Here is a 21,325-nt window from a genome sequence, read left to right on the forward strand (position 1 = left end):
CGCGGGTGACCCATGCTGCTGCACATTCCCGGTGTACTGAGCGCCGAACAGATCAGGCGGATGCGCGAGTCGCTCGACGCGGCGCCGTGGGTCGACGGCCGCGAAACGGTGGGTGCGCAGGGCGCGCGGGTCAAGCACAACCAGCAACTGCCTGACGCCTCGCCGCTGCGTCGGCAACTGGGCGAAACGGTGCTGGCGGCGCTGGCCGCGCAACCGCTGTTCCACGCCGCCACGCTGCCGCTGCGCATCCTGCCGCCACGCTTCAACCGCTATGCCGACGGCGGCCAGTACGGCTTCCACGTCGACGGCGCGGTGATGGCCCTCCCCGATGGCGGCGGGCAAATGCGCAGCGACGTCTCGTGCACGCTGTTCCTCGGCGAACCGGACGAGTACGAGGGCGGCGAACTGATCGTCAGCGACACCTACGGCGAGCACGAGGTGAAACTGCCGGCCGGCGACCTGATCGTCTACCCGTCCAGCAGCCTGCACCGGGTGGCCCCGGTGACTCGCGGCGCGCGGGTGGCCTCGTTCTTCTGGGTGCAAAGCCTGGTGCGTGACGACAGCCAGCGCCGGCTGCTGTTCGAGCTGGACACCTCGATCCAGGCATTGACCCGCACCGGCGCCGACCACGCTGCCGTGCTGCAACTCACCGGCGTCTACCACAACCTGCTGCGGCAGTGGTCCGCCACCTGATCGTCGCAGCGGTTCCCTCGGCGCGGCGCACGGCGGATAATCGTCGACCCCCGACGCCGATGGCTGCACGATGTTCGTACCCGGTCAACGCTGGATCTCCTCCGCCGAACCCGAGCTTGGCCTCGGCACCGTGCTGCGCGTCGAAGGACGCGGCGTGCAGGTGCTGTTCGCCAAGGCCGGCGTGCTGCGCCCTTACGCGATCGACTCGGCGCCGCTGCTGCGCGCCGAGTTCCGCGCCGGCCAGCGCGTCGCCGGCAAGGGCATCGCGTTCCTGGTCGAGCGCGTCGAGATCAAGGACGAGCTGCTGATCTACCGCGGCGAAGGCCGCGAACTGCACGAAGGCCAGCTCGACGACGAACAGAGCGTGAGCCAGGCCGACGACCGCCTGATCGGTGGGCGCACCGACAGCGTGGCGCAGTTCGAGCTGCGCCTGGAGGGTCTGAAGCGGCGCGCCGAGGCGCGCCGTTCGCCGATGTGGGGTCTGGGTGCCGCGCGCATCGGACTGGTGCCGCACCAACTGCGCGTGGCCGGCATCGCCTCGGCACGCCGCCCGCCGCGCGTGCTGCTGGCCGACGAAGTGGGACTGGGCAAGACCATCGAGGCGGGCATGATCGTCGCGCGCCAGCTCGCCACCGGCCGCGCCTCGCGCGTGCTGCTGCTGTTGCCCGACACGCTGGTTTACCAGTGGTTCGTCGAGATGCTGCGCCGCTTCAACCTCAGCTTCGCGATCTACGACGAGGAACGCTGCGAGGCCCTGGAGCAATCCGGCGACGCCGGCAACCCGTTCGAGGACGAGCAACTGGTGATCGCCGACTTCGGCTTCCTGGAAAGCTCGCCGAAATACACGCAGCAACTGCTGGACGCGCCGTGGGACCTGCTGGTGGTGGACGAAGCGCATCACCTGGCCTGGTCGCCGGAAGCCGCCAGTCCGCGCTACACGATGGTGGAGCAACTGGCCGCGGCGATCCCCGGCGTCATCCTTCTCACCGCCACCCCGGAACAGCTCGGACGCAGCGGCCACTTCGCCCGCCTGCGCCTGCTCGATCCGCAGCGCTACCACGATCTGGACGGCTATCTGGCCGAGGCCGACACCTATCAGGCGCTATCGAAGATCGCCGACCGCCTGCTCGACGGCCAGCCGTTGGATGCCGGCCAGCACGCCGCGCTCACCGAGGCCTTCCACGGCGATGCGACGCTCACCGCACTGCTGGCCGATTCCACCAGGCCGGCCCATGCGCGCGAACTGCTGGCCGCGCTGATCGACCGCCATGGCACCGGTCGCGTGATGTTCCGCAACAACCGCGCCGGCGTCGGCGGCTTTCCCAAACGCCTGCCCGAATGGCACCTGCTGGACGCCGACACGGTCGACGACAGCACACGGCAGGCGCTGCTGGCCGAGTTCCACGCCGACATCCAGCAGCCGCCGGCGCTGATCGAGGTCGACTACGCCACCGACCCGCGCATCGATACCCTGATCGCCCTGCTGGAGAAACATCCGCAGGACAAGTTCCTGCTGATCTGCCGCAGCCAGGCCAAGGTGCTGGCGCTGGAAGAAGCGCTGCGCACGAAGAGCGGCGTCGGCGTGGCGCGTTTCCACGAAGGTCTCAGCATCGTGCAGCGCGACCGCAACGCCGCCTATTTCGCCCAGCCCGACGGCGCGCGTTTGCTGCTGTGCTCGGAGATCGGTTCGGAAGGCCGCAACTTCCAGTTTGCGCACCGGCTGGTGCTGTGGGATCTGCCGCTGGATCCGGACCTGCTCGAACAGCGCATCGGTCGGCTCGACCGCATCGGCCAGAAGCACGACATCGCCATCCACATCCTCGCCGTGGCCGACAGCGCCCAGCACGTGCTGGCGCGCTGGTACGACGAAGGCGTCGACGCGTTCCGCCTCAGCCCGGCCGACGGCCGCGAACTGCTGCGCCGCTACGGCGAGCCGCTGACCCGCCTGGCGGACGAGCACGCCCGCGACGACGACAACCGCGATCAGGAACTCGACGCCCTGCTCGCCGAAACCCGCGCCAGCCACGAGCAGATGGCGGCACTCATCCGCGGCGGCCGCGACCACCTGCTGGAACTCGCTTCCAGCCGCGACCCGCACGCCGACGAATTGCAGCAGGCCTTCCGCCGCGACGATCATGATCCGGGCCGCGACGCCTTCGTGCAGCGCCTGCTGGAGGCATTCGGCATCCACGCCGAGGAGCTCGGCGCGCAAGTGCTGCTGCTCGACCCGCAATACCTGTCCACCGACGCCCTGCCCGGCTTCGCCGAAGGCCCGCAGTCGGTCACGTTCTCGCGCGAAGTGGCGCTGTCGCGCGAGGAGCTGCCGCTGCTGCGGCTGGACCTCCCGCTGGTAGCCGGTGCGCTGGATCTGGCGCTGTCCGGCGAACAGGGCAATGCCGCCTTCATGGTCGACGACGTGCTGGCTCCGCGGACCGCACTGCTGCAGGCGGTTTACGTGCTCGAATGCGTGGCCGATCGCCGGCTCGACGCCGAGCGTTTCCTGCCGCCCTCGCCGCTGGTGGTGACCGTGGACACCCGCCTGGTCGAACGCGCCGACTTCACGCCCAGCGACACGGCGCTGCGCAAGGCCAACGACCGCCACATCGAAGTGGCACGCTACCGCAAGTTCCTCGGCAAGCTGGTGCCGCCGATGCTGGAACGCGCCGAAGCGCTGGCCAGTACGCGCGCGCAAGCGCACATCGACGACGCCGTGACCGCCGCCACCGAATCGCTGGACAACGAACTCTCGCGGCTGCTCGCCCTGCGCACAGTGAACCCATCGATCAGCGACACCGAAATCGCCGCCGTCACCGACGAGCGCCACGCCCTGCTCGGTGCACTGCCGCAAGCGCGGCTGCGACTGGACGCCGTGCGTTTCGTCGTCAGCGCCGACTTCCTCGCCCTGCGCTGACCCGCCTGCGACGCCGGGCGGGCACCGCCAGCCCGGCGCGTCCGCCTTTGCGATCCCCGATTCCCGGATCTACAGCATCAGCCGCCGCTTCGGCTTGATCGGCAGCTTGCCTCGCCAGTACTGGATCAGCACGATGCCGCCGACCATGCCGCCGAGATGGGCGAAATGGGCCACGCCGGCTTGGGTGCCGGTCACGCCCAGCACCAGCTCCACCGCCGCATAGCCGATCACGAAGATCCATGCGGGGATCGGCACCGGCAGGAAGATCAGCATCATCTTCTCGTGCGGATACAGCATGCCGAAGGCCAGCAACAGGCCGAAAATCGCGCCCGACGCGCCCAGCGTGGGATAGAAGCCATGGGTGAACCAGTGCACCACGATCAGCTGGGCCACCGCCGCCACGACTGCGCAGACAAAGTAGTAGATGATGAAATTGCGCGCGCCGAAGGTGCGCTCGATGGTGCCGCCGAACATGAACAGCGCGAACATGTTGAACGCGATGTGGGTCAGGCCGCCGTGCATGAAGGCGTAGGTCACCAGCTGCCACGGGCGAAAGCCGATCGAGGCCAGGCCCTGCGTGGTCTGGAACACCTGGTCGGCCCCCCACGGCCACAGCGCGAAATACTGCAGGAAGACCTCGCCGAAGAACTGTTGCAGCAGGTAGACGACGATGTTGGCGATCAGCAGGTTGCGCGTGACCGGCGGCAGATCAAGAGGCATCAGGCGGTTCCGGGGAAAGGGGCTCGACCCCAAGCGTAACGGCGCGCGCGCCCGGCCGCCATGCAGGTGATGTCGCGGGGGTCCGATCGGCCCATGGCGCCGGCCATAAAAAAGCCGCCTTGCGGCGGCTGCAGAACGCACCTGTGCAGGTACTCAACCCTTGTTGTTGGCAGCCAGCGCCATCGCCTCCGGCCGCTTGGCACCGGCGAAACGCTTGGCCCAGTAACCGTCGTCCAGGCTGGAGATTTCCACCGACTTGCCGGCGCTCGGCGAATGGATGAAACGTCCGCCGGAAATGTAGATGCCCACATGCGAGATGCGGTGACGGCCATGGGTGCGGAAGAACACCAGGTCGCCCGGCTTGATGTCGGCGCGATTGATCTTGACCCCGGCCAGGAACTGGCTGGCGGAGGTGCTCGGCAACTGCAGGCCGATCGCGTGCGAGAACACGTAGCGCACGAAGCCGCTGCAATCGAAACCGGTGGCCGGATTGCGGCCGCCGCGCACGTAGCGGATGTCGCGCAGACCCATCGCCGCGGCCAGCAATGCCTTGCGCAGGTCGGTGATGTTCTGCGTGGCGACGCGGGCTTCCGGAGTCCGGGCAGTCGTGATCGCCGGCTCGGCCGCAGCCGCCTGCGTGTCCGCCGCCTGGGGCAGCAGGTCGCTGGCGTTGTCGGGCAGTACCGACTGGCTCAGGCGAACGGCCGGGCTGAAGCTGGGGAGCGGCTGCAGCAGCGGCGCGGCCACGCTAACGGAAGCCGATGCGCTGAAGGCAGTGTCGAGATTAGCGGCGCGAAGGGTTCCGGAAAACAGCAGCGCAGGCACAAGCGCAGCAAGCACGATCAATCGCTGGGTTGGCATGCAGGAAAATCCCGGATATTCACGGAGTTGGCCATCACCGCAAAGCGGCAACGACGTGACTGAGCCGTGAAAATACCAAGCCAGGGCCCCTCGTATGTTGGATTGAGGTTAAGTGAACCCTGCCGTTTCGGTATTTCGGGACGCACCGCACATTTGACACAAGTTACTGATAATAAAATGGTTTACTTGCCATCTGACGACTCGGGCCAGTAGTGCGAGTCCGGATAGGGTCGCCGGCCGAAGATCGCGGTGCCGATCCGCACCTCGGTCGCTCCCTCGGCGATGGCGAGCGGAAAATCACCGCTCATGCCCATGGAAAGTTTTGGCAAATCATGCCCTTGCAAAACCGCCTGGTCGCGCAGCTCGCGCAACCGACGAAAGCAGCCGCGCACCTCGACCGGATCGGTGGAGTGGATCGCCAGGGTCATCAGCCCGCCTACGCGCAAGGTGGCGTAGCCGCGCAGGGTGTCGAGGAAGCCGGGCAGCTGTTCAGGCGTCAGTCCGTATTTGCTGGGCTCGGTGGAGGTCTTCACCTGCACCAGCACGTCGATCGCCCGACCCTCGTGCTGCAGGCGGCGATCCAGCGCCTCGGCCAGTTCCAGGCGATCCAGCGACTGCACTTCGCTGGCCAGCCGCGCCACGTCTTTTGCCTTGTTGGTCTGCAGGTGGCCGATCATCACCCAAGCGATGCCGCAGTCGACCAGCAGCGGTGCCTTGTCGCGGATCTCCTGCACCTTGTTCTCGCCGAAGCGGCGCATGCCCAGCGCCACGCCCTCGCGGATCAGCTCCGGACCGAAGGTCTTGCTGACCGGCAGGATGGATACCTCGGCCGGGTCGCGGCCGGCGGCCCGGCAGGCCTCGTCCACCCGGCGCCGGATATCGGACCAGTTGGCGGCGAGGTGGGAATGGGTGGTCATCTTGCAGACTCCGCGGGAGAAAAAGGAGTGAGAAATGAGGAGTGAGAGATGAGCGGACGCGTGCGATGCGGCTATCTCTCACTCCTCACTACTCACTACTCACTCCTCGCCCTCAGCCTTGCGCGAAGTGCTTCGCCACCACCTCGGCCACCACCATGCTGACCTTCTTGCCGGTGGGGATGTGCAGGAACTCGTTCGGGCCGTGCGCGTTGGAATGCGGACCGAGCACGCCGGTGATCAGGAACTGCGCCTTGGGGAATTTCTCGCCCAGCATGCCCATGAACGGGATGCTGCCGCCTTCGCCCATGTAGGTGGCCGGCGCGCCGAAGTAGTGCTGCGAGGCATCGCTGACCGCCTGCTCCAGCCACGGCGACAGTGCGGGCGCGTTCCAGCCCGAGCCGTCCTTTTCCAGGGTGAACGTGACCTTGGCGCCGTACGGCGGGTCCTTCTCCAGCAACTGCTTGACGAACTCGCCGGCCTTGGCGCCGTTGAGCGTGGGCGGCACGCGCAGGCTCAGCTTCACCGCGGTGAACGGGCGCAGCACGTTGCCGGCGCTTTCCAGCGGCGGAATGCCGCCGATGCCGGTCACCGCCAGCTGCGGGCGCCAGGTGCGGTTGAGCACCAGCTCGGCAAGGTTCTTGGTGACCGGCTGCATGCCCTCGGCCCACGGGAACTTGCTGTAGATGTCCTCGCCCAGCACCTCGGCCGACAGTTTGGCCTGGTCGATGCGCTGCTGCGGAATGTCGACGTACAGCTCCTTCGGCTTGATCGTGCCGGTGGCCGGGTCCTCCAGCCGCGACAGCAGCTCGCGCAGGATGCGGAAGCTCGACGGCACCACGCCGGACGCATCGCCCGAATGCACGCCCTCTTCCAGCACCTGCACGGTGAGGTTGCCGCCGGTCATGCCGCGCAGGGACGTGGTCAGCCACAGCTGGTCGTAGTTGCCGCAGCCCGAATCCAGGCACACCACCAGCGACGGGCTGCCGATGCGCTCGGCGAGGTGATCGACGTAAAACGGCAGGTCGTAGCTGCCCGATTCCTCGCAGGCCTCGATCATCACCACGCAGCGCGCATGCGGAATGCCCTGCTCGTGCAGCGCCAGCAGCGCGGCCAGCGAGCCGAAAATCGCATAGCCGTCGTCGGCGCCGCCACGGCCGTACAGCTTGTCGCCCTTGAGCACCGGCGTCCACGGACCGAGACCATCAGCCCAGCCGGTCATCTCCGGCTGCTTGTCCAGGTGGCCGTACAGCATGACGGTGTCGTCGCCCTGGCCGGGAACTTCGATGTAGATGAGCGGCGTGCGCCCTTCCAGCCGCACCACTTCCAGCGAGGCACCCGGCAACTGGCTGAGCTTGGAGCGCGCCCAGGTTTCCATCAGCTTCACGGCCGCATCCATGTAGCCGTGCGCCACCCAGTCCTTGTCGAACATCGGCGACTTGTTGGGAATGCGGATGTATTCGACCAGTTGCGGCACGATCTCCGCATCCCACAAATCGCTGACGAAACGGGACAGGCGGCTGGTATCCATGGGCAACTCCAACGTGGCGAACAATCGCTCATTGTAGCAGCGCACCCGCAGCGGCACCGACGTCGCGGGCGGCCGTCGCCCACACGAGCGGGGGCGCAAGCCGCACGTCGGGGCAACCCGGGGTCCGGCTGCGCGGCCATGCGGTGGCGCGCATGGTGAGGGCGCGGCGTCGACCGCCGCGATCCACCCGCCAACCCGCCATTTCACGGAGGAAAGACCATGTTCCACAAGCTCGCCGCCATCACCCTCGCGCTGGGCCTCGCCGCCCCGGGGCTGCTGTTCGCCGCCACGCCGGTCAACATCAACAAGGCCGATGCCAAGGTCATCGCCAAATCGCTCGACGGGATCGGCGCGACCCGCGCCGAGGCCATCGTGGCCTGGCGCGAGGCGCACGGCCCGTTCAAGAAGGCCGACGACCTGAAACATGTCAAGGGCATCGGCAAGGCCACGATCGAGCGCAACCGCAGCGCGATCCTGTTCGCCGACGACGGCGCCGCCGGCAGCGACACCGCCGCCGTACCCAAGCCGCGACGCGGCAAGGCGGCCGCCAGCGAGTAATCCCGGCGGCGACGGGCGCAAGCGGTGCGCGCCCTGCACCGCTTGCGCTACACTCGCGCGCCGCATCCGCCGCCGCGCCGACATGATCCTCCCGCGTTACCACATTGCCGCCTCCGCCATCGCCGGTGCCGGCAAGGGTCTGTTCCTCGACGAGGCGGTGGCCGCGGGCCGCATCCTTACAGCACCTGACGGCATCGAACAGACCTACCGGCAGGCCGACATCGAGGCCTCCGACGCGCTGCGCAGCTTGTGGCACGCCAGCGCACGCTGGTTCGAGGACCGCTACACGCTGTCGCCGGAATGGCCCGACGAGTGCTTCATCAACCACAGCTTCACGCCGAACGGACTGTGGCACCTGGGTTTCGTGTTCGCCCTGGCGGACCTGCCCGCCGGCAGCGAAATCACCGTGGATTACCGCCACCTGCTGCCTCCCGGCCAGGCCGAGGACTTTGTCGATGCGGCCACGGGTGAGACAATAACGGGGTTGTCCTGGCAAGAGAGCCTCGTCAGCAGTACCCGCGCCCTGGCCGAACTGCTGGCTCCCGCTCGATCCGGGTCGTGATGGTTGATGGTGATGGTTGAGATTCCTACCCTTGAGACGCCGCGGTTGCGCCTGACCGCGTTGAGCGAACGACACTTCAACGACTACGCCGCGATGCTGGCCGATCCGGACAGCACCCGCTGGGTGGGCGACGGCCAACCGTTGGACCGCACCAACGCCTGGCGCTCGCTGGCGATGCTGTTGGGCCACTGGCAGTTGCGGGGTTTCGGCATGTGGGCGCTGGAGCTGAAGGAGACCGGCGAGTTCGTCGGCCGCGCCGGCCTGATGTATCCGGACGGCTGGCCGGACCTGGAGCTTGGCTGGATGCTCAAGCCGACGCATCGCCACCAGGGCTATGCCACCGAGGCGGGCAATGCGACGCTGGATTTCGCCTGGACCCAGTTGCGCGCGCCGCGCGTGATCAGCCTGGTGCGCATCGGCAACGAGGCCTCCGACCGGCTGGCCGAGCGGCTCGGCGGCGAACACATCGAGAACATCGACTTCTACGGCAGCAACAGCCACGTGTTCGCCTACTACCCGCCGCATCGCGAACGCCACCGCGCCTACGCCTGAGCGGACGTCAGTAGACGTCGCGGCGATAACGCCCCTGCTCACGCAACTGCGCGACCTGTCCCGCCCCCAGCACGTCGCACAACGCCGCATCGACGCCGGGGGCCAGCCCGTCGAGGCTGCCGCAGACGTAGATCGCCGCCCCCTCGTCGACCCAGCGCCGCAGCTCGTCGCCGGCTTCGCGCAGACGCTGCTGCACATGGATGCGCTCGCCCTGGTCGCGCGACCAGGCAAAATCGGCGCGCTCGATGGCGCCTTCGCCGATCCAGCGCTCGATGTCTTCCCGGTGGAGGAAGTCGTGCGCACGATGACGCTCGCCGAACAGCAGCCAGTTGCGCGTCCGGCCGACGGCGATGCGCTGCTTGAGCAGGGCGCGCAAGGCGGCCAGGCCCGTGCCATTGCCGATCAGCACCAACGGGCGCGCATCGCGAGGCGCATGGAAGTTGACGTTGCTGCGCACGCGCAGCGCGATCTCCGCGCCGATCGGCGCGTGCTCGGTAAGCCAGCCCGAGCCCAACCCGGGATAGCCGCCACGCGCACGCATCCGGCGCACGATCAACTGCAGCGTGCCGTCCCGCGGCAGCGAGGCGATCGAGTACGCGCGATGCGGCAGCTGTTGCAATATCGCGGCGACGCCTTCCTCGTCCAGGCCGTCGACCTCGCCCGGCTCGGGCAGGCGACAGCGCGCCAGCAAGGTCGCCAATGGCAGCCGCTCCTGGTGCCCGAACGGCACCACGACGCGGCCATCCAGCCCCCGCGCCGCCAGCCATGCCGCCACCGCTTCGGCGGCATGGCAAGGACCGATCTCGGCCAGGTCGCCGGCCTGCCAATCGGCACGACCTTCCAGCGGCTTCATCGCCAGATGGAAGCAGGGTTCACCCACGCTGCCCGGATTGAGCAGGCGGCGCTCGACCAGTTGCCAGCGCTGGTATTTCGGCGCCTGCCAGTCCGGCAGATCAGGCGCGCCGCCGAGCATGGCCAGGTGATGCTGCCAGTGGCGCAGGCTGGCGTCGTCCTCGCTGTCCACCTCCACCGGATCGAACAGCGCCTGCGCGCCGCTGGCCTGCAGCCAGCGCTGGAGCTGGCGGCCGAAGCCGCAGAAGTCCTCGTAGTCGCTGTCGCCCAGGGCCAGCAGGCCGTAATGCAGGCCGGCCAGTGACGCCGGCTGTTGCATCAGCTTTCGGCTGAACCTCTGTGCCATGTCCGGTGGCTCGCCATCGCCGGTGGTGCTGACCACGAACAGCACGCGGCCGGCCTGGCGCAGGTCGTCCAGCGCCAGATCGCCGATGCCGATCATGCGAGTGGGCAGACCGGCCAGTTGCAGGCTCTGCGCGGTCTGCCGCGCCAGTTGTTCGGCGAAACCGGTCTGGCTGGCGTACACCACGCGCAACATCGCGTCCGCGGGCCGAGCCTCGATGCTGCGGATGTCGCCCGCATCGCGCGTGGCGGGCGACTCTGAGGCCGCCATGTCCTTCACGGCGACCGGCCGGCGTGGCGCGGCATGGCGCCGAAAGCGCAACAGGCCGAACAGATCCAGCGCCGAAATGATCCAGTGCCACGGGTACAACTGGCGCGTGCAGAAGGTACCGCGCTGCAGCTGTGCGTTACCGACGGAGGAGGTGGGTTGATTCATGGCGATCCGTGTTCCGCGCGCCAGCCCTTCCCGCGGCAACTTGCGTGGGCGCGAAAGACGGAACCGGCGCGGTGCCGGGCAAATGATCCGGTCGCATCATTAGACAGTAAACAAGAATCAATCGCAATACGGAACGTCAGGGAACGCAGCATTCCCCATGGGCGAAATGGCTGCCCCGACCGATGAGCAATGCACCACGGACGCGGCGCCACACACGCCGGCGCTATCGTCCGGCGAGGTACAAACGGGTAACGCGCGCGCCCCTCGCAACCGCCGTGCCCGCGCCGGCAGTCAGCTCAACCCGATCTGCTTCATCGCCTTGCTCTTGATGCCTGCGAAGAAACCCTTCTTCGCATGCGTCCCCTTGTTGCTGCTCAGCCCCTCCAGCTGCAGGCGGGAACCCATGATGTTCTTGTTGGCGATCTTCAGCAGCGGGTCCATCTGCTTCTTCTTCATCAGCTCGACCTTGTCCATCCAGCCCGGCAGGCCGATGTCGGCGACGAACATGTTGGCGACCGCCGAGGTGTCGGCGCAGGTGAGCAGGTAGCAGCCGAGGATCGGGCACTCGCCGAACACCGTGAGATCCAGCGTGTTGGGCGCCGCCAACCGCTTGTTGCCGGCACGCATGTCCTTGATGTCCAGGCCCAGCGAGAACAGCTGGAGGCCCAGGCTGGCCAGCGTGTTGGCCACGCCGATCGCCGCGGTAGTGGCCGTGCCGAAGTCGGCGAACAGACCGCCGATCTTCGCTCCCGTCGCCACCGTCTGCTGGCCCAGTTTCACCGAGTGCTGGGCCAGGTCGCGCTTGATGATCGCCTGGATCGCTTCGGCCGCCGCACTCGGATCACCCATGCGGAAGCCATTCTTGTATTCGTCGCTCTTGTAGAGGTTGTAGCCGTCCTGCGCCACCGCCTTGCCCGCCTTGGCCAGCTTCACCGTGCTGGTGACCACGCCGAGGTAGGGCGTCACCTCCGACACCAGTTCGTGCAGCACCTCGCCGCCGATCGCCTCGATCACGTCGTGGATGTTCTCCACGTCGGCGCATTCCACCATGAAGTTCTCGAACGCCTCCTTCATGCCCGGCACGCTGGCGACCTTGCTTGCCGTGCTGCCGCCCTTGGCAAGCTTGTCGACGCCCGACTTCAGCTTCTTGCCGGACGACAGCAGCGACTTGCCCGACGACAGCATGCTGGCACTGCCGAACTTGAGCTTGGTGCCCCCGAACATGTTGACGACGAGCTGGCGGCGCGCCTTGGCGAGCTCGCCCATGGCGATGAATTCGGCGCGGCTCAAAGGTGTGGAAGGCATGATCGCTGTCCCCTCAAGTAATGTCTCATGACTCGTGGCGCCCCGTGCTTCTCCGTGCCCATCGAACAGGCGGAGATGCCACCGGCATCAAAAAAAAAAGCGCGAACCCGGCCCCGCGATTGCTTATTCAACAAGCCGAACCTGATCCCGTTACTGACCACAGAACCAAACTAGATCAACCCTCCACGATAGAGCTCCGTATTCACCGCCACGCCACCCGTAGCCCCATACCGATTCGTGATGACCAGTTGAGACCCGCTGAAGTCGTAAATGAGCTTTCCATAATTGGAGGTCTGATTTCTGTCGGGAAACAGATTCATCATCCATTGCGCGCGTACCGGTGAATATGGAATATAACGAAGCGCAAAACGCTCCACCTCGTTGGTGGGAGCGGCATTAGGATTGTTTGCAAACTTCATCATTACGTTGTTTCCAAAGTCCGCGTTGCTCATTTTCAGTCTCTGGAGCAGCGCCGCCTTTTCAATCTCAATCTGCTGCTTTTGCGGGCTGTTCTGCAACGCTGCCACCTCCTGCTTCTTGTCGACGTACAGCACTTGATCCTCGTTTTCGCATGTGTGCTTGAGGTCGCCATCGTTGGAAACCGCCCCGGTCCAAGCCACCATCCGAATGTTTCTTGCGCCACACAATTCGCGGAAGAACTTGTAAGCAAAGCTGCTGGCCAACTCGCCGGAGGGAATCATGCCTTCATGATTCAGACGGACGTTCCTACAACGCGCGCCGTAGCACATCACGAGGCTGATTCTGTATTTCTCGTCTCGTATTGGCATGAGAAGCTTGGCCAGGCGCCCGAGTTGCTTGAACGTACAGACAGAACCCCCGCTTGTGGAAAACCCTTCATCGGTGTCATCCGGCTTGCCGTGCAACACGAAAACGACCGTCCGCGACTTCTCGATATGCTTGCGGATGTCCTTGACGTCATCCTTGGATAAGGTGCCAGCCGCGTCCCTTGCAATGAGTTCCTGGCATGGATAGAAGACCATCCTTGCTCGCCCTTTTGTAACCTCTCGCTTGGCATAGACCTGCGCCGTGCCCGCGGCAGCCGCACCTGCACCAAACTTGGAAGGATCTCGCCCCCCTTTCACCTTGCCAGTCGTCACTTGCGGACTGCTGTCTTCGAAATTGAGAATCGTGTAGTAATTCATGATGGCTGAATCCCTCTAAACATTGGCTGCCTTCCGCAAGTCGAGAGGTGGGGCGCAGGTCGGTCCCATGCAGATATTCGATCAGTGCGAGCGAGATGAGTTCTGGCCAGTCGGGCACTTTTACCCAAACCCGTAAGAGAACTCCCCATCCGTCACACCGACCTGCACTTTCGCCACTTCCTCGCCCGCAATCATCCTGGTGAGAAACGCCCGCGAGATATCCGGCAACATGGAGTTGGTCAAGATCGCATCGATCATGCGGCCGCCCGACTCGGTCTCGGTGCAGCGCTCGACCACCAGCTTCACCACGTCCTCGCTGTACTCGAACGGGATCTTGTAGCGGGCCTCGACGCGCTTCTTGATGCGGTTGATCTGCAGCTTGACGATCTTGCCCAGCATCTCCGGGCTCAGCGGGTAGTACGGGATCGTCACCAGGCGGCCCAGCAGCGCTGGCGGGAAGATCTTCAGCAGCGGCTCGCGCAGTGCCTTGGCCATGCCCTCGTGATCGGGCATCAGCTCCGGGTCCTTGCACAGGCCGGCGATCATGTCGGTGCCGGCGTTGGTGGTGAGCAGGATCAGGGTGTTCTTGAAGTCGATCTGGCGGCCCTCGCCGTCTTCCATCACGCCCTTGTCGAACACCTGGAAGAAGATTTCATGGACGTCCGGATGGGCCTTTTCCACCTCGTCCAGCAACACTACCGAATACGGCTTTCGACGCACCGCTTCGGTAAGCACGCCACCCTCGCCATAACCGACATAGCCCGGAGGCGCGCCCTTGAGCGTGGAGACGGTGTGCGCCTCCTGGAACTCGCTCATGTTGATGGTGATGATGTTCTGCTCGCCGCCGTACAGCGCCTCGGCCAGCGCGAGCGCGGTTTCGGTCTTGCCCACGCCGGAGGTGCCGGCGAGCATGAACACGCCGATCGGCTTGTTCGGGTCGACCAGGCCGGCACGCGAGGTCTGGATGCGCTTGGCGATCATCTCCATCGCGTGGTCCTGGCCGATGACGCGCTGGCCCATCAGCTTGGCCAGGTTCATCACGGTCTCGACTTCGCTCTTGACCATGCGACCGACCGGGATGCCGGTCCAGTCCGAGACCACCGAACCCACCGCCTGCTGGTCGACCGAGGCCAGGATCAGCGGATGCTCGCCCTGTAGCTCGGCCAGCTGGCCCTGCAACTCCTGCAGTTCCTTCAATGCAGCAGCGCGATCATCCCCCGCAAGGGCAGCCTCTCCCGCCGATGCCTCCTTTGCTTCGGCAACCTGGTTGGCCGACTCTTCCAGCGCACTGCCGGTGCCTTCTACCGGCGCCGAAGAACCGCGCAACTTCGAGCGGATGTCGAGGATCTTCTCGACCAGATCCTTCTCCTTGATCCAGTTCGCCTCCAGCGTTTCCAGTCGTGCCTTCTGCGTGGCCAGCTTCTCGTTGGCGGCGTCTTCGCGGGCAGTGACGTTCACGCCGACGTTCTTTTCGCGCGCGATGATGCCCAGCTCGGTCTCCAGCGCCTGGATGCGCTTGCGGGTGTCGTCCACCTCGGCCGGCACGGCGTGCTGGCTGATCGCCACGCGGGCGCAGGCGGTATCGAGCAGGCTGACCGACTTGTCCGGCAACTGGCGCGCGGGAATGTAGCGGTGCGACAACTTCACTGCCGCCTCCAGCGCCTCGTCGAGGATCTGCACCTTGTGGTGCTTCTCCATCACGCTGGCGACGCCGCGCATCATCAGGATCGCCTTCTCCTCGCTGGGCTCGTCGATCTGCACGGTCTGGAAGCGGCGGGTCAGCGCGGGGTCTTTCTCGATGTGCTTCTTGTACTCCGCCCAGGTGGTGGCGCCGATCGTGCGCAGGTTGCCGCGCGCCAGTGCGGGCTTGAGCAGGTTCGCCGCGTCGCCGGTGCCGGCCGCGCCGCCGGCGCCGACCAGGGTGTGCGCCTCGTCGATGAACAGGATGATCGGCTTGGTGGACGACTGCACCTCCTCGATCACCTGCTTCAGGCGGTTCTCGAACTCGCCCTTCATGCTGGCGCCGGCCTGCAGCAGACCCACGTCGAGCACGCGCAGTTGCACGTCCTTCAGCGGCGGCGGCACGTCGCCGATGGCGATGCGCATGGCAAAGCCCTCGATCACCGCGGTCTTGCCCACGCCGGCTTCGCCGACCAGCATCGGGTTGTTCTGGCGACGGCGCATGAGGATGTCGACCAGCTGGCGGATCTCGTCGTCGCGACCGACGATCGGGTCCATCTTGCCGTCGCGCGCCTGCGCGGTGAGGTCGATGGTGAACTGCGCCAGCGCTTCCTGCTTGCCCATCTGTGCCGGCGACATCGCGCCGCTTGCCTCGCCCGGCGCGCTGCCACCGCCCATGCGGAAACCGTCGTTCGCATGCTGCCCGTCCTCGGGCGAGCCGCCGACCACCTCGGCGAACTTCTCCACCAATGCTTCGGGCTTGATCTTGTCGAACTCGGCCGAGATGTTGACCAGCGCGCTGCGCAGATTGCGCGTGCGCAGGCAGCCGACGATCAGGTAACCGGTGCGCACCTGCGCCTCGCCGAACATCAGCGTGGCGAACACCCAGCCGCGCTCGACCGCTTCCTCGACGTTGCTGGACAGATCGGAGATGGACGAGGAGCCACGCGGCAGCCGGTCCAGCGCATCGGTGATGTCGCGCGCCAGGTTCGACGGGTTGAGGTTGAACTGCTTGACGATGCGGTGCAGGTCCGAATCCTGCAATTGCAGGATCTGGTGGATCCAGTGCACCAGTTCCACGTACGGATTGCCGCGCAGCTTGCAGAACACCGTCGCGCTTTCGATGCACCGGAAAGCGAGCTTGTTGAGTTTTCCGAACAGCGCGCCGCGACTGATCTCGGCCATGTCATTGATCCTCTGAGTTGATTGCCAATCCCATCATGTCTGTTGCCACGTCGACCCGGCCGCCAGCGGCTATCCCACCGGTTGCAGCACGACCTCGTCGACGTCGTCGTCGTGCCGGGGCGAGCCCATCCACGTCGTCAGGCCCATCCGTCCTTCGCGCCCCAGGCGCGTCACCGGGACATCGGCCTTCTTCAGTACCAACTGCACATCCCAGGCTTTTTCCTCGCCGACGTAGGTTTTCACCGCGGCCACCAGTTGCCGCAGCGCTTCGCCGCCGGGCAGGAAGTTGTTGAACTGGGCGCGGGTGAGCGGCCCCAGGCGCAGGCGGAAACGCTGCTGGCTGCCGCGCACGTATTCGCCGGTGACCGTGGTCAGGCCCAGTGCTGCAACCTCGCGCGAGGCGCCCAAGCGCAGCTGCGAGGCGGACGGCAGGCGCATCCATTCGGCGATGAACTCGACGACGCCCACCGGCACGCGGAAGAAGCGCTCCAGCATGCCCTGCAGGCCTTCGGCATTGCGCGCCTGCTGCAGCAGGCGTGCGGCGAAGAACCGCTTGAACTGGTCCGGCAAGGCGTCGCGATCGCCCAGATCCGGCGTGGCCAGGCCGACCAGCGCGCCCATGTACAGCTGGAAACGATCCTCCTCGGGGCGATCCAGCTGCACCGTGGGCTGGGCGTCGGCCCAGCTGCGGTAGAACAGGCTCATCATGCGATGGTGGAAGATGTCGGCGAACGCGCGGAAGGTGGAATCCCGCGCGTTGATCTCGCGGTCCATCGCGTATTCGGTCAGGTGCAGCGGCAACGGCCCGTTCGGGCCGAACAGGCCGAAGAACAGGCCTCGCATGCGCGCCGGCCGGCCGCCGCCACCGGGCTGGTAGCTGTCCACGGTGCGTGGCGCAAAGGCCAGCGAAGGGGTCTGGCCCAGGCGCACGAAGTCATCGCTGACCTTGGTCGACTGGCCCAGCCGCGGACGCTCCGGGAATGCGCACTCCAACCGCCGGAGCGCTTCGAAGAACTCGAAGGACTCGGGATGGTCGCGCAGCGCGTTCTCCAGCGCTACAGCGTCTGCCGTGTTCCCAGCCGGGCGGGCCATCGGGCGACCTCGTTGCGTTCCAGCGTGCGCAGAACGGTTTCAGTGAAGGAGTTGATCGATACGTAACGGGTAAAGAACTGCTGCATCACCGCGCCCAGCAGGAACGCTCCGGTGCCCTCGAAGGCGCCGTCGTCGCAGGTCAGGGTGATCTCCAGGCCGCGGCCGAAGGTGATCGGCCCGGGCAACGGGATGCGTCGCACGATGGATTGCGAACTCACCGCCTTGAGCCCCTCGATCTGGCGCAGTGCGCTGGAGTCGAACTCGTCGCAGTACAGGGTCAGCATCTCGCGCAGTGCCGCGGCGCCTTCGCCCGCGTTGTTTTCCAGCAGCGACACGTAGTTGAGCTGCAGGTGGCTGAGCAGGCGCCACGCGGTCTCGCCGGTGGCGACCGAGGCACGCGGCTTGGTCGGACCGGCGACGCAGCGGATCGATTCCACCGGCGCGCCCGTCTCCAGGGTGAAGTCGGTGTGGGACTTGCCGACCGGCATCTGCAGCGGCAGGTCGCGGTTGGTGCACATCAGCTGCATGCCGATCTGGCGCAGCTCGGTGGAGTACGGCGCCTCGCTGGAGTCGACCAGCGAGATGAACATCTCGTTGCCGATGTAGCTGGAGCGCGCACCCTGGCGCTTCTGCCGGGAGGACAACAGCCGCGGCTCGCGGCGGATCGTGTAGTAGGCCGAGTGCCGCGCGTGCCAGGTGCGCTCGTCGCAGCCGTAGAACGGCAGGAAGCGCTGCTCCGGCTCCTGCCGGTCGCCGAACCCCTCGACGTTGCCGATGCTGTGGATTTCGAAATCCATCGGCCGGGTGCGATCGGCGAGGATGTGGTATTCGCTGGTGCCCTGCGTCAGGTGGATGCGATCGGCACGCCGCGGGAACAGGTTGATCGCCGGCGTGCAGAACAGCCGGAAGTTGCTGACGTCGACGGCGTTGTGCAAGCTGGCCACGCTGCGGTCGAACAACACCACGATCTCGAACTCGTTGCCCTTGGCCCGCGCCAGCAGCGACCGCAGGCCGGTGAACTCGGCGAACAGGAAGCGCTCGGGGCAGGCGAAATACTCCTGCAGCAGCCGGTAGCCGCTGAACGAGCGCCCGGAGTAAGGGATCAGCGCCTCGTCGTCGTCGTAGCCGCGACGCTCGATGTGGCTGGCGTCGTGGTTCTCGTTGATCGCCCCCGACGCGCCCTGCGCGCGGACCTGGTAGCCGACCGCATTGCCGAGCAATTGCTCGTACAGGCGTTTGGGCAGTTCATCGGCGCCGGCAAGGAATATCGGCAGCCGGTCCAGCGCCAGCATGTTGGCCTGGGCACCGGCGGTGACGCGGAACTTCAGGCGCAGGCCGGCGCGTACGATCTTGCCGGCCGGCAGCACCACCCCGGCGGCGGCGATCGCGGCGGGGGTCTCGAAATACTTCGCCTCGGCCAGCTCCAGCGGCCACAGGGTGACCTCGTGGGCGGTGCGGTATTCGCAGGCGGTGCGGTCGTCCTTGCCGATCATGCTGCGCAATGCCGTGTGCCGGGCCACCTTGTGGCCGGCCAGCAGGCCGCTTTCCTTGAGGTCCGGGTGCATCTGCACCACGGCCATCGAGGGCACCGGCGCCAGGTAATGCGGATAGATCATCTCCAGCAGGTGCTGGGTGAACACCGGATACTGCGCGTCGAGTTTGAGCTGCACGCGCGCGGCCATGAAGGCAAAGCCTTCCAGCAGGCGTTCCACGTAGGGGTCGGCGCACTCGAAGCCTTCCAGGCCGAGGCGGCCGGCGATCTTCGGATACTCGCGGGCAAACTCGCCGCCCATTTCGCGTACGTGTTGCAGTTCCCGGTTGTAGTAGCGCAGCAGTCTCGGGTCCATGGGCGATCAGCCGAAGCCCTCCGACACCTTGAAGTTGCCGGTCTCCAGGTCGACTTCGGTCTTCAGGTACAGGTTCAACGGAATCGGTTGCGCCCACATTTCCGATTCGATGTTGAAAATCAGCGCCTGGCGATCCATGCGCTTGGTCAACGCGTTGACGTTGACGCGCAGGGTGTTGGCGGTCAGCCGTGGCTCGTAGGCCACGATGGCATCGCGTACACGGCGCTGCAGCGCTTCGGCGTTGATTCCCGACAGGGCCGCACCGGTAAGGTCGGGGATGCCGAAGTTGAGCACCGAGCGGGAAACCTCGGGATATTCCTCGAGCTCGACATTCGCCTCCAGGCTCACGCAATTCAGCAGCCAGGAGATATCGCGGGTGACGCATTCGCGCAGTCGGGACACCGAGATCACGCGCTTCTCGCGGCTTTCCTCCAGCTTGCCCGGCTCGTCGTCGGTCAGGCGATCGAGCAGCGAAGGCTGAAGTCGTTCCTGGGTGGTGAGCTCAGCCATGGAAAGTCGGCACTCCGGCTCAGGCGACGTCGAAGGTGATCAGTCGCGCGTCGAGCAGCGGATAGTCGGCCACGTCGGTGGCCAGCATGCGCTGTCCCAGACCGATCTGGTCGCTGCCCTGCTCCACCCAGTCGGTCTTGCGCCCGAGCACGATGTCCTGGTCCTCGGACCGTTCGCTGCCGGCGTAACGCCCCGGAATGAAGCCGATGGCCTGGCCGCCATTGCTCCATGTCACCTGGGTGGGCACCCAGATCTTGTCGCGCAGATCACTCGGGGCCTCGAATTTCAGCTCGCGCAGGCGCGAGAACGGTACCCAGGAGTAGCCGCCGTTGACGATGATCTCCAGGCACGGCCCGATGCGGGGGTCGGCATCGGCGATCCACTCGAACGCGGCGCCGTCGATGTTGCCCGCCACCGCGGGAGCCTGTTCCAGTGCCTGCTCGCGCAGCGTCGCGGCCTGCTCGTGCCTGCCTTCGGCGCCGAGCTTGAGCGATTGCAGCAGCCACGCCAGCCAGGGTTCCGGCTCGCCGATGATCACCGGCATGCGTTTGCCGGCGAAGACGTCGGCGCGCACCAGTTCGCCTTTCAGCGCCTCCGAATAGGCACCGACCATCATGGCGTTGAGCGGGTCGAGTTCGCCGCAGACGCTGAGCTGGTTCTGTGCCCGCTCCCATTGTCCGAGCAGCGCCAGCAACTGGAATAAAAAAACCCGGCGCTTGGCATCTGCCGGGTTGTTGCGTACTTCCGCCGTGAGCAGTTGCAACGCTTCGTCCGGCCGGCCTTCTTTGAGCTTGCTTTCGGGTGTCATGTCGTCTCTCGATGCCGGCGCCCCGTCGGCAGCGGGGCCGCGGGCGCGGGAAGGTCGCCGTCACCCCGACCGGACGATCCCGGGTGCAGGCGGACAAACGCCGCTGGTCGCACCCGGAAGTCCGGGGTGCGACAAGCCGTTGCATTCGTCCCCTGCACCTGGACCGCCGGACAGCAGGTGCCGGCGAAGCCTGGTCAGGCGCCAGCTCAGCTCGCCGCGACTTCCTCGACGCTGTACCCGACCGTGCCGGCCGAAGCCACCACGCCCTTGTCGTTCTGGGCGAAGTACTCGACGTCGAACTTGGCGAAGCTGATCGAGATGTTCTCCGTCAGCATGTCCTCACCGCCCGAGCCGCCGGTGGAATAGCTGGTCACCATCGCGCTGGTCAGCTTGATGGTGAAGTAGTCCTCCTGCTTGCCGCCGGCCTTGGACACGAACAAGGTCGCGGTGCCGATGTGCGCGCCGGTGACCAGCGCCTTGATGAAGGACGTGGTGCTCTTGTCGAGGTACTTGGTGAAGCTGATGTCCTGCACGTTGGCCTTGCCCGCGCCGCCGCCGGTGCCATGGCCGAAGGAACCGCTCTGCGACATCCCCCAGGACCAGGCCAGCAGCTGGATCTGGTCCTTGTGCTTGGTGTGCTTGGATTCGCCGGTGAAGGTGACGTCGCCGCCCTCCAGCTTCAGGTGCATGTCTAGTGCCATGAGAATTCTCCTTGTCTGTTGAAATCAGGTGAACCGGACAGTTCTCGCTCGGAGGAAGCTGCTCGGCGATTGACTGGTACTGCCAGTTGAAACCGTGGAACG

At 66.1% G+C, this 21,325-nt stretch carries 18 protein-coding genes; 5 read left to right on the forward strand and 13 right to left on the reverse strand.

The features are described 5' to 3' along the window. The first annotated feature begins 12 nt into the window (after nucleotides 1-12). Together ACVCMI_RS13855 and rapA are read left to right on the forward strand one after the other, a co-directional pair. Nucleotides 13-693 (forward strand): Fe2+-dependent dioxygenase, encoded by a 681-nt coding sequence (locus ACVCMI_RS13855; RefSeq protein WP_447098418.1) that lies wholly within the window; start codon nucleotides 13-15, stop codon nucleotides 691-693. A gap of 70 nt (nucleotides 694-763) precedes the next feature. After that, complete coding sequence (rapA, locus tag ACVCMI_RS13860; RefSeq protein WP_447098417.1) at nucleotides 764-3,604, forward strand: RNA polymerase-associated protein RapA; 2,841 nt, start codon at nucleotides 764-766, stop codon at nucleotides 3,602-3,604. A gap of 69 nt (nucleotides 3,605-3,673) precedes the next feature. Here the strand turns inward: rapA and ACVCMI_RS13865 are convergent, their stop codons facing one another. From ACVCMI_RS13865 to ACVCMI_RS13880, 4 genes are all read right to left on the reverse strand, one after another. After that, entirely contained in the window at nucleotides 3,674-4,324 is a 651-nt protein-coding gene (locus tag ACVCMI_RS13865) for a rhomboid family intramembrane serine protease (protein WP_447098416.1), read from the reverse strand. Between the two features lie 153 nt (nucleotides 4,325-4,477). After that, the gene (locus ACVCMI_RS13870) at nucleotides 4,478-5,185 is read right to left on the reverse strand and encodes a C40 family peptidase (RefSeq protein WP_395119614.1); all 708 of its coding nucleotides are present in this window, start codon (nucleotides 5,183-5,185) and stop codon (nucleotides 4,478-4,480) included. A gap of 182 nt (nucleotides 5,186-5,367) precedes the next feature. Next, on the reverse strand, nucleotides 5,368-6,102 hold the full coding sequence (locus ACVCMI_RS13875) for a YggS family pyridoxal phosphate-dependent enzyme (protein WP_447098415.1): 735 nt from the start codon (nucleotides 6,100-6,102) through the stop codon (nucleotides 5,368-5,370). A 112-nt stretch (nucleotides 6,103-6,214) separates the two neighbouring features. Next, nucleotides 6,215-7,630 (reverse strand): M20 family metallopeptidase, encoded by a 1,416-nt coding sequence (locus tag ACVCMI_RS13880; protein ID WP_447098414.1) that lies wholly within the window; start codon nucleotides 7,628-7,630, stop codon nucleotides 6,215-6,217. 219 nt (nucleotides 7,631-7,849) lie between these two features. Between ACVCMI_RS13880 and ACVCMI_RS13885 the strand changes: the two genes are divergently transcribed. The 3 genes from ACVCMI_RS13885 (at nucleotide 7,850) to ACVCMI_RS13895 (ending at nucleotide 9,302) form a co-directional block, all read left to right on the forward strand. Next, nucleotides 7,850-8,188: a ComEA family DNA-binding protein gene (locus ACVCMI_RS13885; protein WP_447098413.1), complete on the forward strand. Its 339-nt coding sequence runs from the start codon at nucleotides 7,850-7,852 to the stop codon at nucleotides 8,186-8,188. Nucleotides 8,189-8,270: 82 nt separating this feature from the next. Then, the gene (locus ACVCMI_RS13890; RefSeq protein WP_447098412.1) at nucleotides 8,271-8,750 is read left to right on the forward strand and encodes an SET domain-containing protein-lysine N-methyltransferase; all 480 of its coding nucleotides are present in this window, start codon (nucleotides 8,271-8,273) and stop codon (nucleotides 8,748-8,750) included. Between the two features lie 12 nt (nucleotides 8,751-8,762). Beyond that, on the forward strand, nucleotides 8,763-9,302 hold the full coding sequence (locus ACVCMI_RS13895; RefSeq protein WP_447098411.1) for a GNAT family N-acetyltransferase: 540 nt from the start codon (nucleotides 8,763-8,765) through the stop codon (nucleotides 9,300-9,302). Nucleotides 9,303-9,309: 7 nt separating this feature from the next. Here ACVCMI_RS13895 and ACVCMI_RS13900 read toward each other — a convergent pair whose 3' ends face one another. The 9 genes from ACVCMI_RS13900 to ACVCMI_RS13940 form a co-directional block, all read right to left on the reverse strand. Further along, nucleotides 9,310-10,932 (reverse strand): sulfite reductase subunit alpha, encoded by a 1,623-nt coding sequence (locus ACVCMI_RS13900; RefSeq protein WP_447098410.1) that lies wholly within the window; start codon nucleotides 10,930-10,932, stop codon nucleotides 9,310-9,312. Nucleotides 10,933-11,223: 291 nt separating this feature from the next. Beyond that, complete coding sequence (locus ACVCMI_RS13905) at nucleotides 11,224-12,237, reverse strand: hypothetical protein (RefSeq protein WP_395119621.1); 1,014 nt, start codon at nucleotides 12,235-12,237, stop codon at nucleotides 11,224-11,226. 170 nt (nucleotides 12,238-12,407) lie between these two features. After that, nucleotides 12,408-13,400: a hypothetical protein gene (locus ACVCMI_RS13910; protein WP_395119622.1), complete on the reverse strand. Its 993-nt coding sequence runs from the start codon at nucleotides 13,398-13,400 to the stop codon at nucleotides 12,408-12,410. 120 nt (nucleotides 13,401-13,520) lie between these two features. Then, nucleotides 13,521-16,265, reverse strand: coding sequence for a type VI secretion system ATPase TssH (gene tssH / locus ACVCMI_RS13915; RefSeq protein ID WP_447098409.1), 2,745 nt, complete (start codon nucleotides 16,263-16,265; stop codon nucleotides 13,521-13,523). Between the two features lie 69 nt (nucleotides 16,266-16,334). Further along, nucleotides 16,335-17,357: a type VI secretion system baseplate subunit TssG gene (gene tssG / locus ACVCMI_RS13920; RefSeq protein WP_324899059.1), complete on the reverse strand. Its 1,023-nt coding sequence runs from the start codon at nucleotides 17,355-17,357 to the stop codon at nucleotides 16,335-16,337. Continuing rightward, on the reverse strand, nucleotides 17,321-19,204 hold the full coding sequence (tssF, locus tag ACVCMI_RS13925; protein ID WP_324899057.1) for a type VI secretion system baseplate subunit TssF: 1,884 nt from the start codon (nucleotides 19,202-19,204) through the stop codon (nucleotides 17,321-17,323). The genes tssG and tssF overlap by 37 nt, the downstream gene beginning before the upstream one ends. Before the next feature lie 6 nt (nucleotides 19,205-19,210). Next, entirely contained in the window at nucleotides 19,211-19,714 is a 504-nt protein-coding gene (tssE, locus tag ACVCMI_RS13930; RefSeq protein ID WP_324899055.1) for a type VI secretion system baseplate subunit TssE, read from the reverse strand. A 19-nt stretch (nucleotides 19,715-19,733) separates the two neighbouring features. Next, nucleotides 19,734-20,522: a type VI secretion system accessory protein TagJ gene (locus ACVCMI_RS13935; RefSeq protein WP_324899053.1), complete on the reverse strand. Its 789-nt coding sequence runs from the start codon at nucleotides 20,520-20,522 to the stop codon at nucleotides 19,734-19,736. Nucleotides 20,523-20,728: 206 nt separating this feature from the next. After that, a complete protein-coding gene (locus ACVCMI_RS13940; RefSeq protein ID WP_324899050.1) occupies nucleotides 20,729-21,223 on the reverse strand; it encodes an Hcp family type VI secretion system effector in 495 nt (164 codons plus the stop codon). Between the last annotated feature and the right edge of the window lie 102 nt (nucleotides 21,224-21,325).

This window comes from Rhodanobacter sp. UC4448_H15 (assembly GCF_052978265.1).

What these genes read in the sequence shown, in the direction of transcription:
- ACVCMI_RS13865 (WP_447098416.1), bottom strand. Translation starts at nt 4,324, where the DNA reads ATGCCTCTTGATCTGCCGCCGGTCACGCGCAACCTGCTGATCGCCAAC.
- ACVCMI_RS13885 (WP_447098413.1), top strand. Translation starts at nt 7,850, where the DNA reads ATGTTCCACAAGCTCGCCGCCATCACCCTCGCGCTGGGCCTCGCCGCC.
- ACVCMI_RS13935 (WP_324899053.1), bottom strand. Translation starts at nt 20,522, where the DNA reads ATGACACCCGAAAGCAAGCTCAAAGAAGGCCGGCCGGACGAAGCGTTG.
- ACVCMI_RS13910 (WP_395119622.1), bottom strand. Translation starts at nt 13,400, where the DNA reads ATGAATTACTACACGATTCTCAATTTCGAAGACAGCAGTCCGCAAGTG.
- ACVCMI_RS13875 (WP_447098415.1), bottom strand. Translation starts at nt 6,102, where the DNA reads ATGACCACCCATTCCCACCTCGCCGCCAACTGGTCCGATATCCGGCGC.
- tssF (WP_324899057.1), bottom strand. Translation starts at nt 19,204, where the DNA reads ATGGACCCGAGACTGCTGCGCTACTACAACCGGGAACTGCAACACGTA.
- tssG (WP_324899059.1), bottom strand. Translation starts at nt 17,357, where the DNA reads ATGGCCCGCCCGGCTGGGAACACGGCAGACGCTGTAGCGCTGGAGAAC.
- tssH (WP_447098409.1), bottom strand. Translation starts at nt 16,265, where the DNA reads ATGGCCGAGATCAGTCGCGGCGCGCTGTTCGGAAAACTCAACAAGCTC.
- ACVCMI_RS13890 (WP_447098412.1), top strand. Translation starts at nt 8,271, where the DNA reads ATGATCCTCCCGCGTTACCACATTGCCGCCTCCGCCATCGCCGGTGCC.
- ACVCMI_RS13940 (WP_324899050.1), bottom strand. Translation starts at nt 21,223, where the DNA reads ATGGCACTAGACATGCACCTGAAGCTGGAGGGCGGCGACGTCACCTTC.
- ACVCMI_RS13855 (WP_447098418.1), top strand. Translation starts at nt 13, where the DNA reads ATGCTGCTGCACATTCCCGGTGTACTGAGCGCCGAACAGATCAGGCGG.
- tssE (WP_324899055.1), bottom strand. Translation starts at nt 19,714, where the DNA reads ATGGCTGAGCTCACCACCCAGGAACGACTTCAGCCTTCGCTGCTCGAT.
- ACVCMI_RS13905 (WP_395119621.1), bottom strand. Translation starts at nt 12,237, where the DNA reads ATGCCTTCCACACCTTTGAGCCGCGCCGAATTCATCGCCATGGGCGAG.
- ACVCMI_RS13870 (WP_395119614.1), bottom strand. Translation starts at nt 5,185, where the DNA reads ATGCCAACCCAGCGATTGATCGTGCTTGCTGCGCTTGTGCCTGCGCTG.
- ACVCMI_RS13895 (WP_447098411.1), top strand. Translation starts at nt 8,763, where the DNA reads ATGGTTGAGATTCCTACCCTTGAGACGCCGCGGTTGCGCCTGACCGCG.
- ACVCMI_RS13880 (WP_447098414.1), bottom strand. Translation starts at nt 7,630, where the DNA reads ATGGATACCAGCCGCCTGTCCCGTTTCGTCAGCGATTTGTGGGATGCG.
- rapA (WP_447098417.1), top strand. Translation starts at nt 764, where the DNA reads ATGTTCGTACCCGGTCAACGCTGGATCTCCTCCGCCGAACCCGAGCTT.
- ACVCMI_RS13900 (WP_447098410.1), bottom strand. Translation starts at nt 10,932, where the DNA reads ATGAATCAACCCACCTCCTCCGTCGGTAACGCACAGCTGCAGCGCGGT.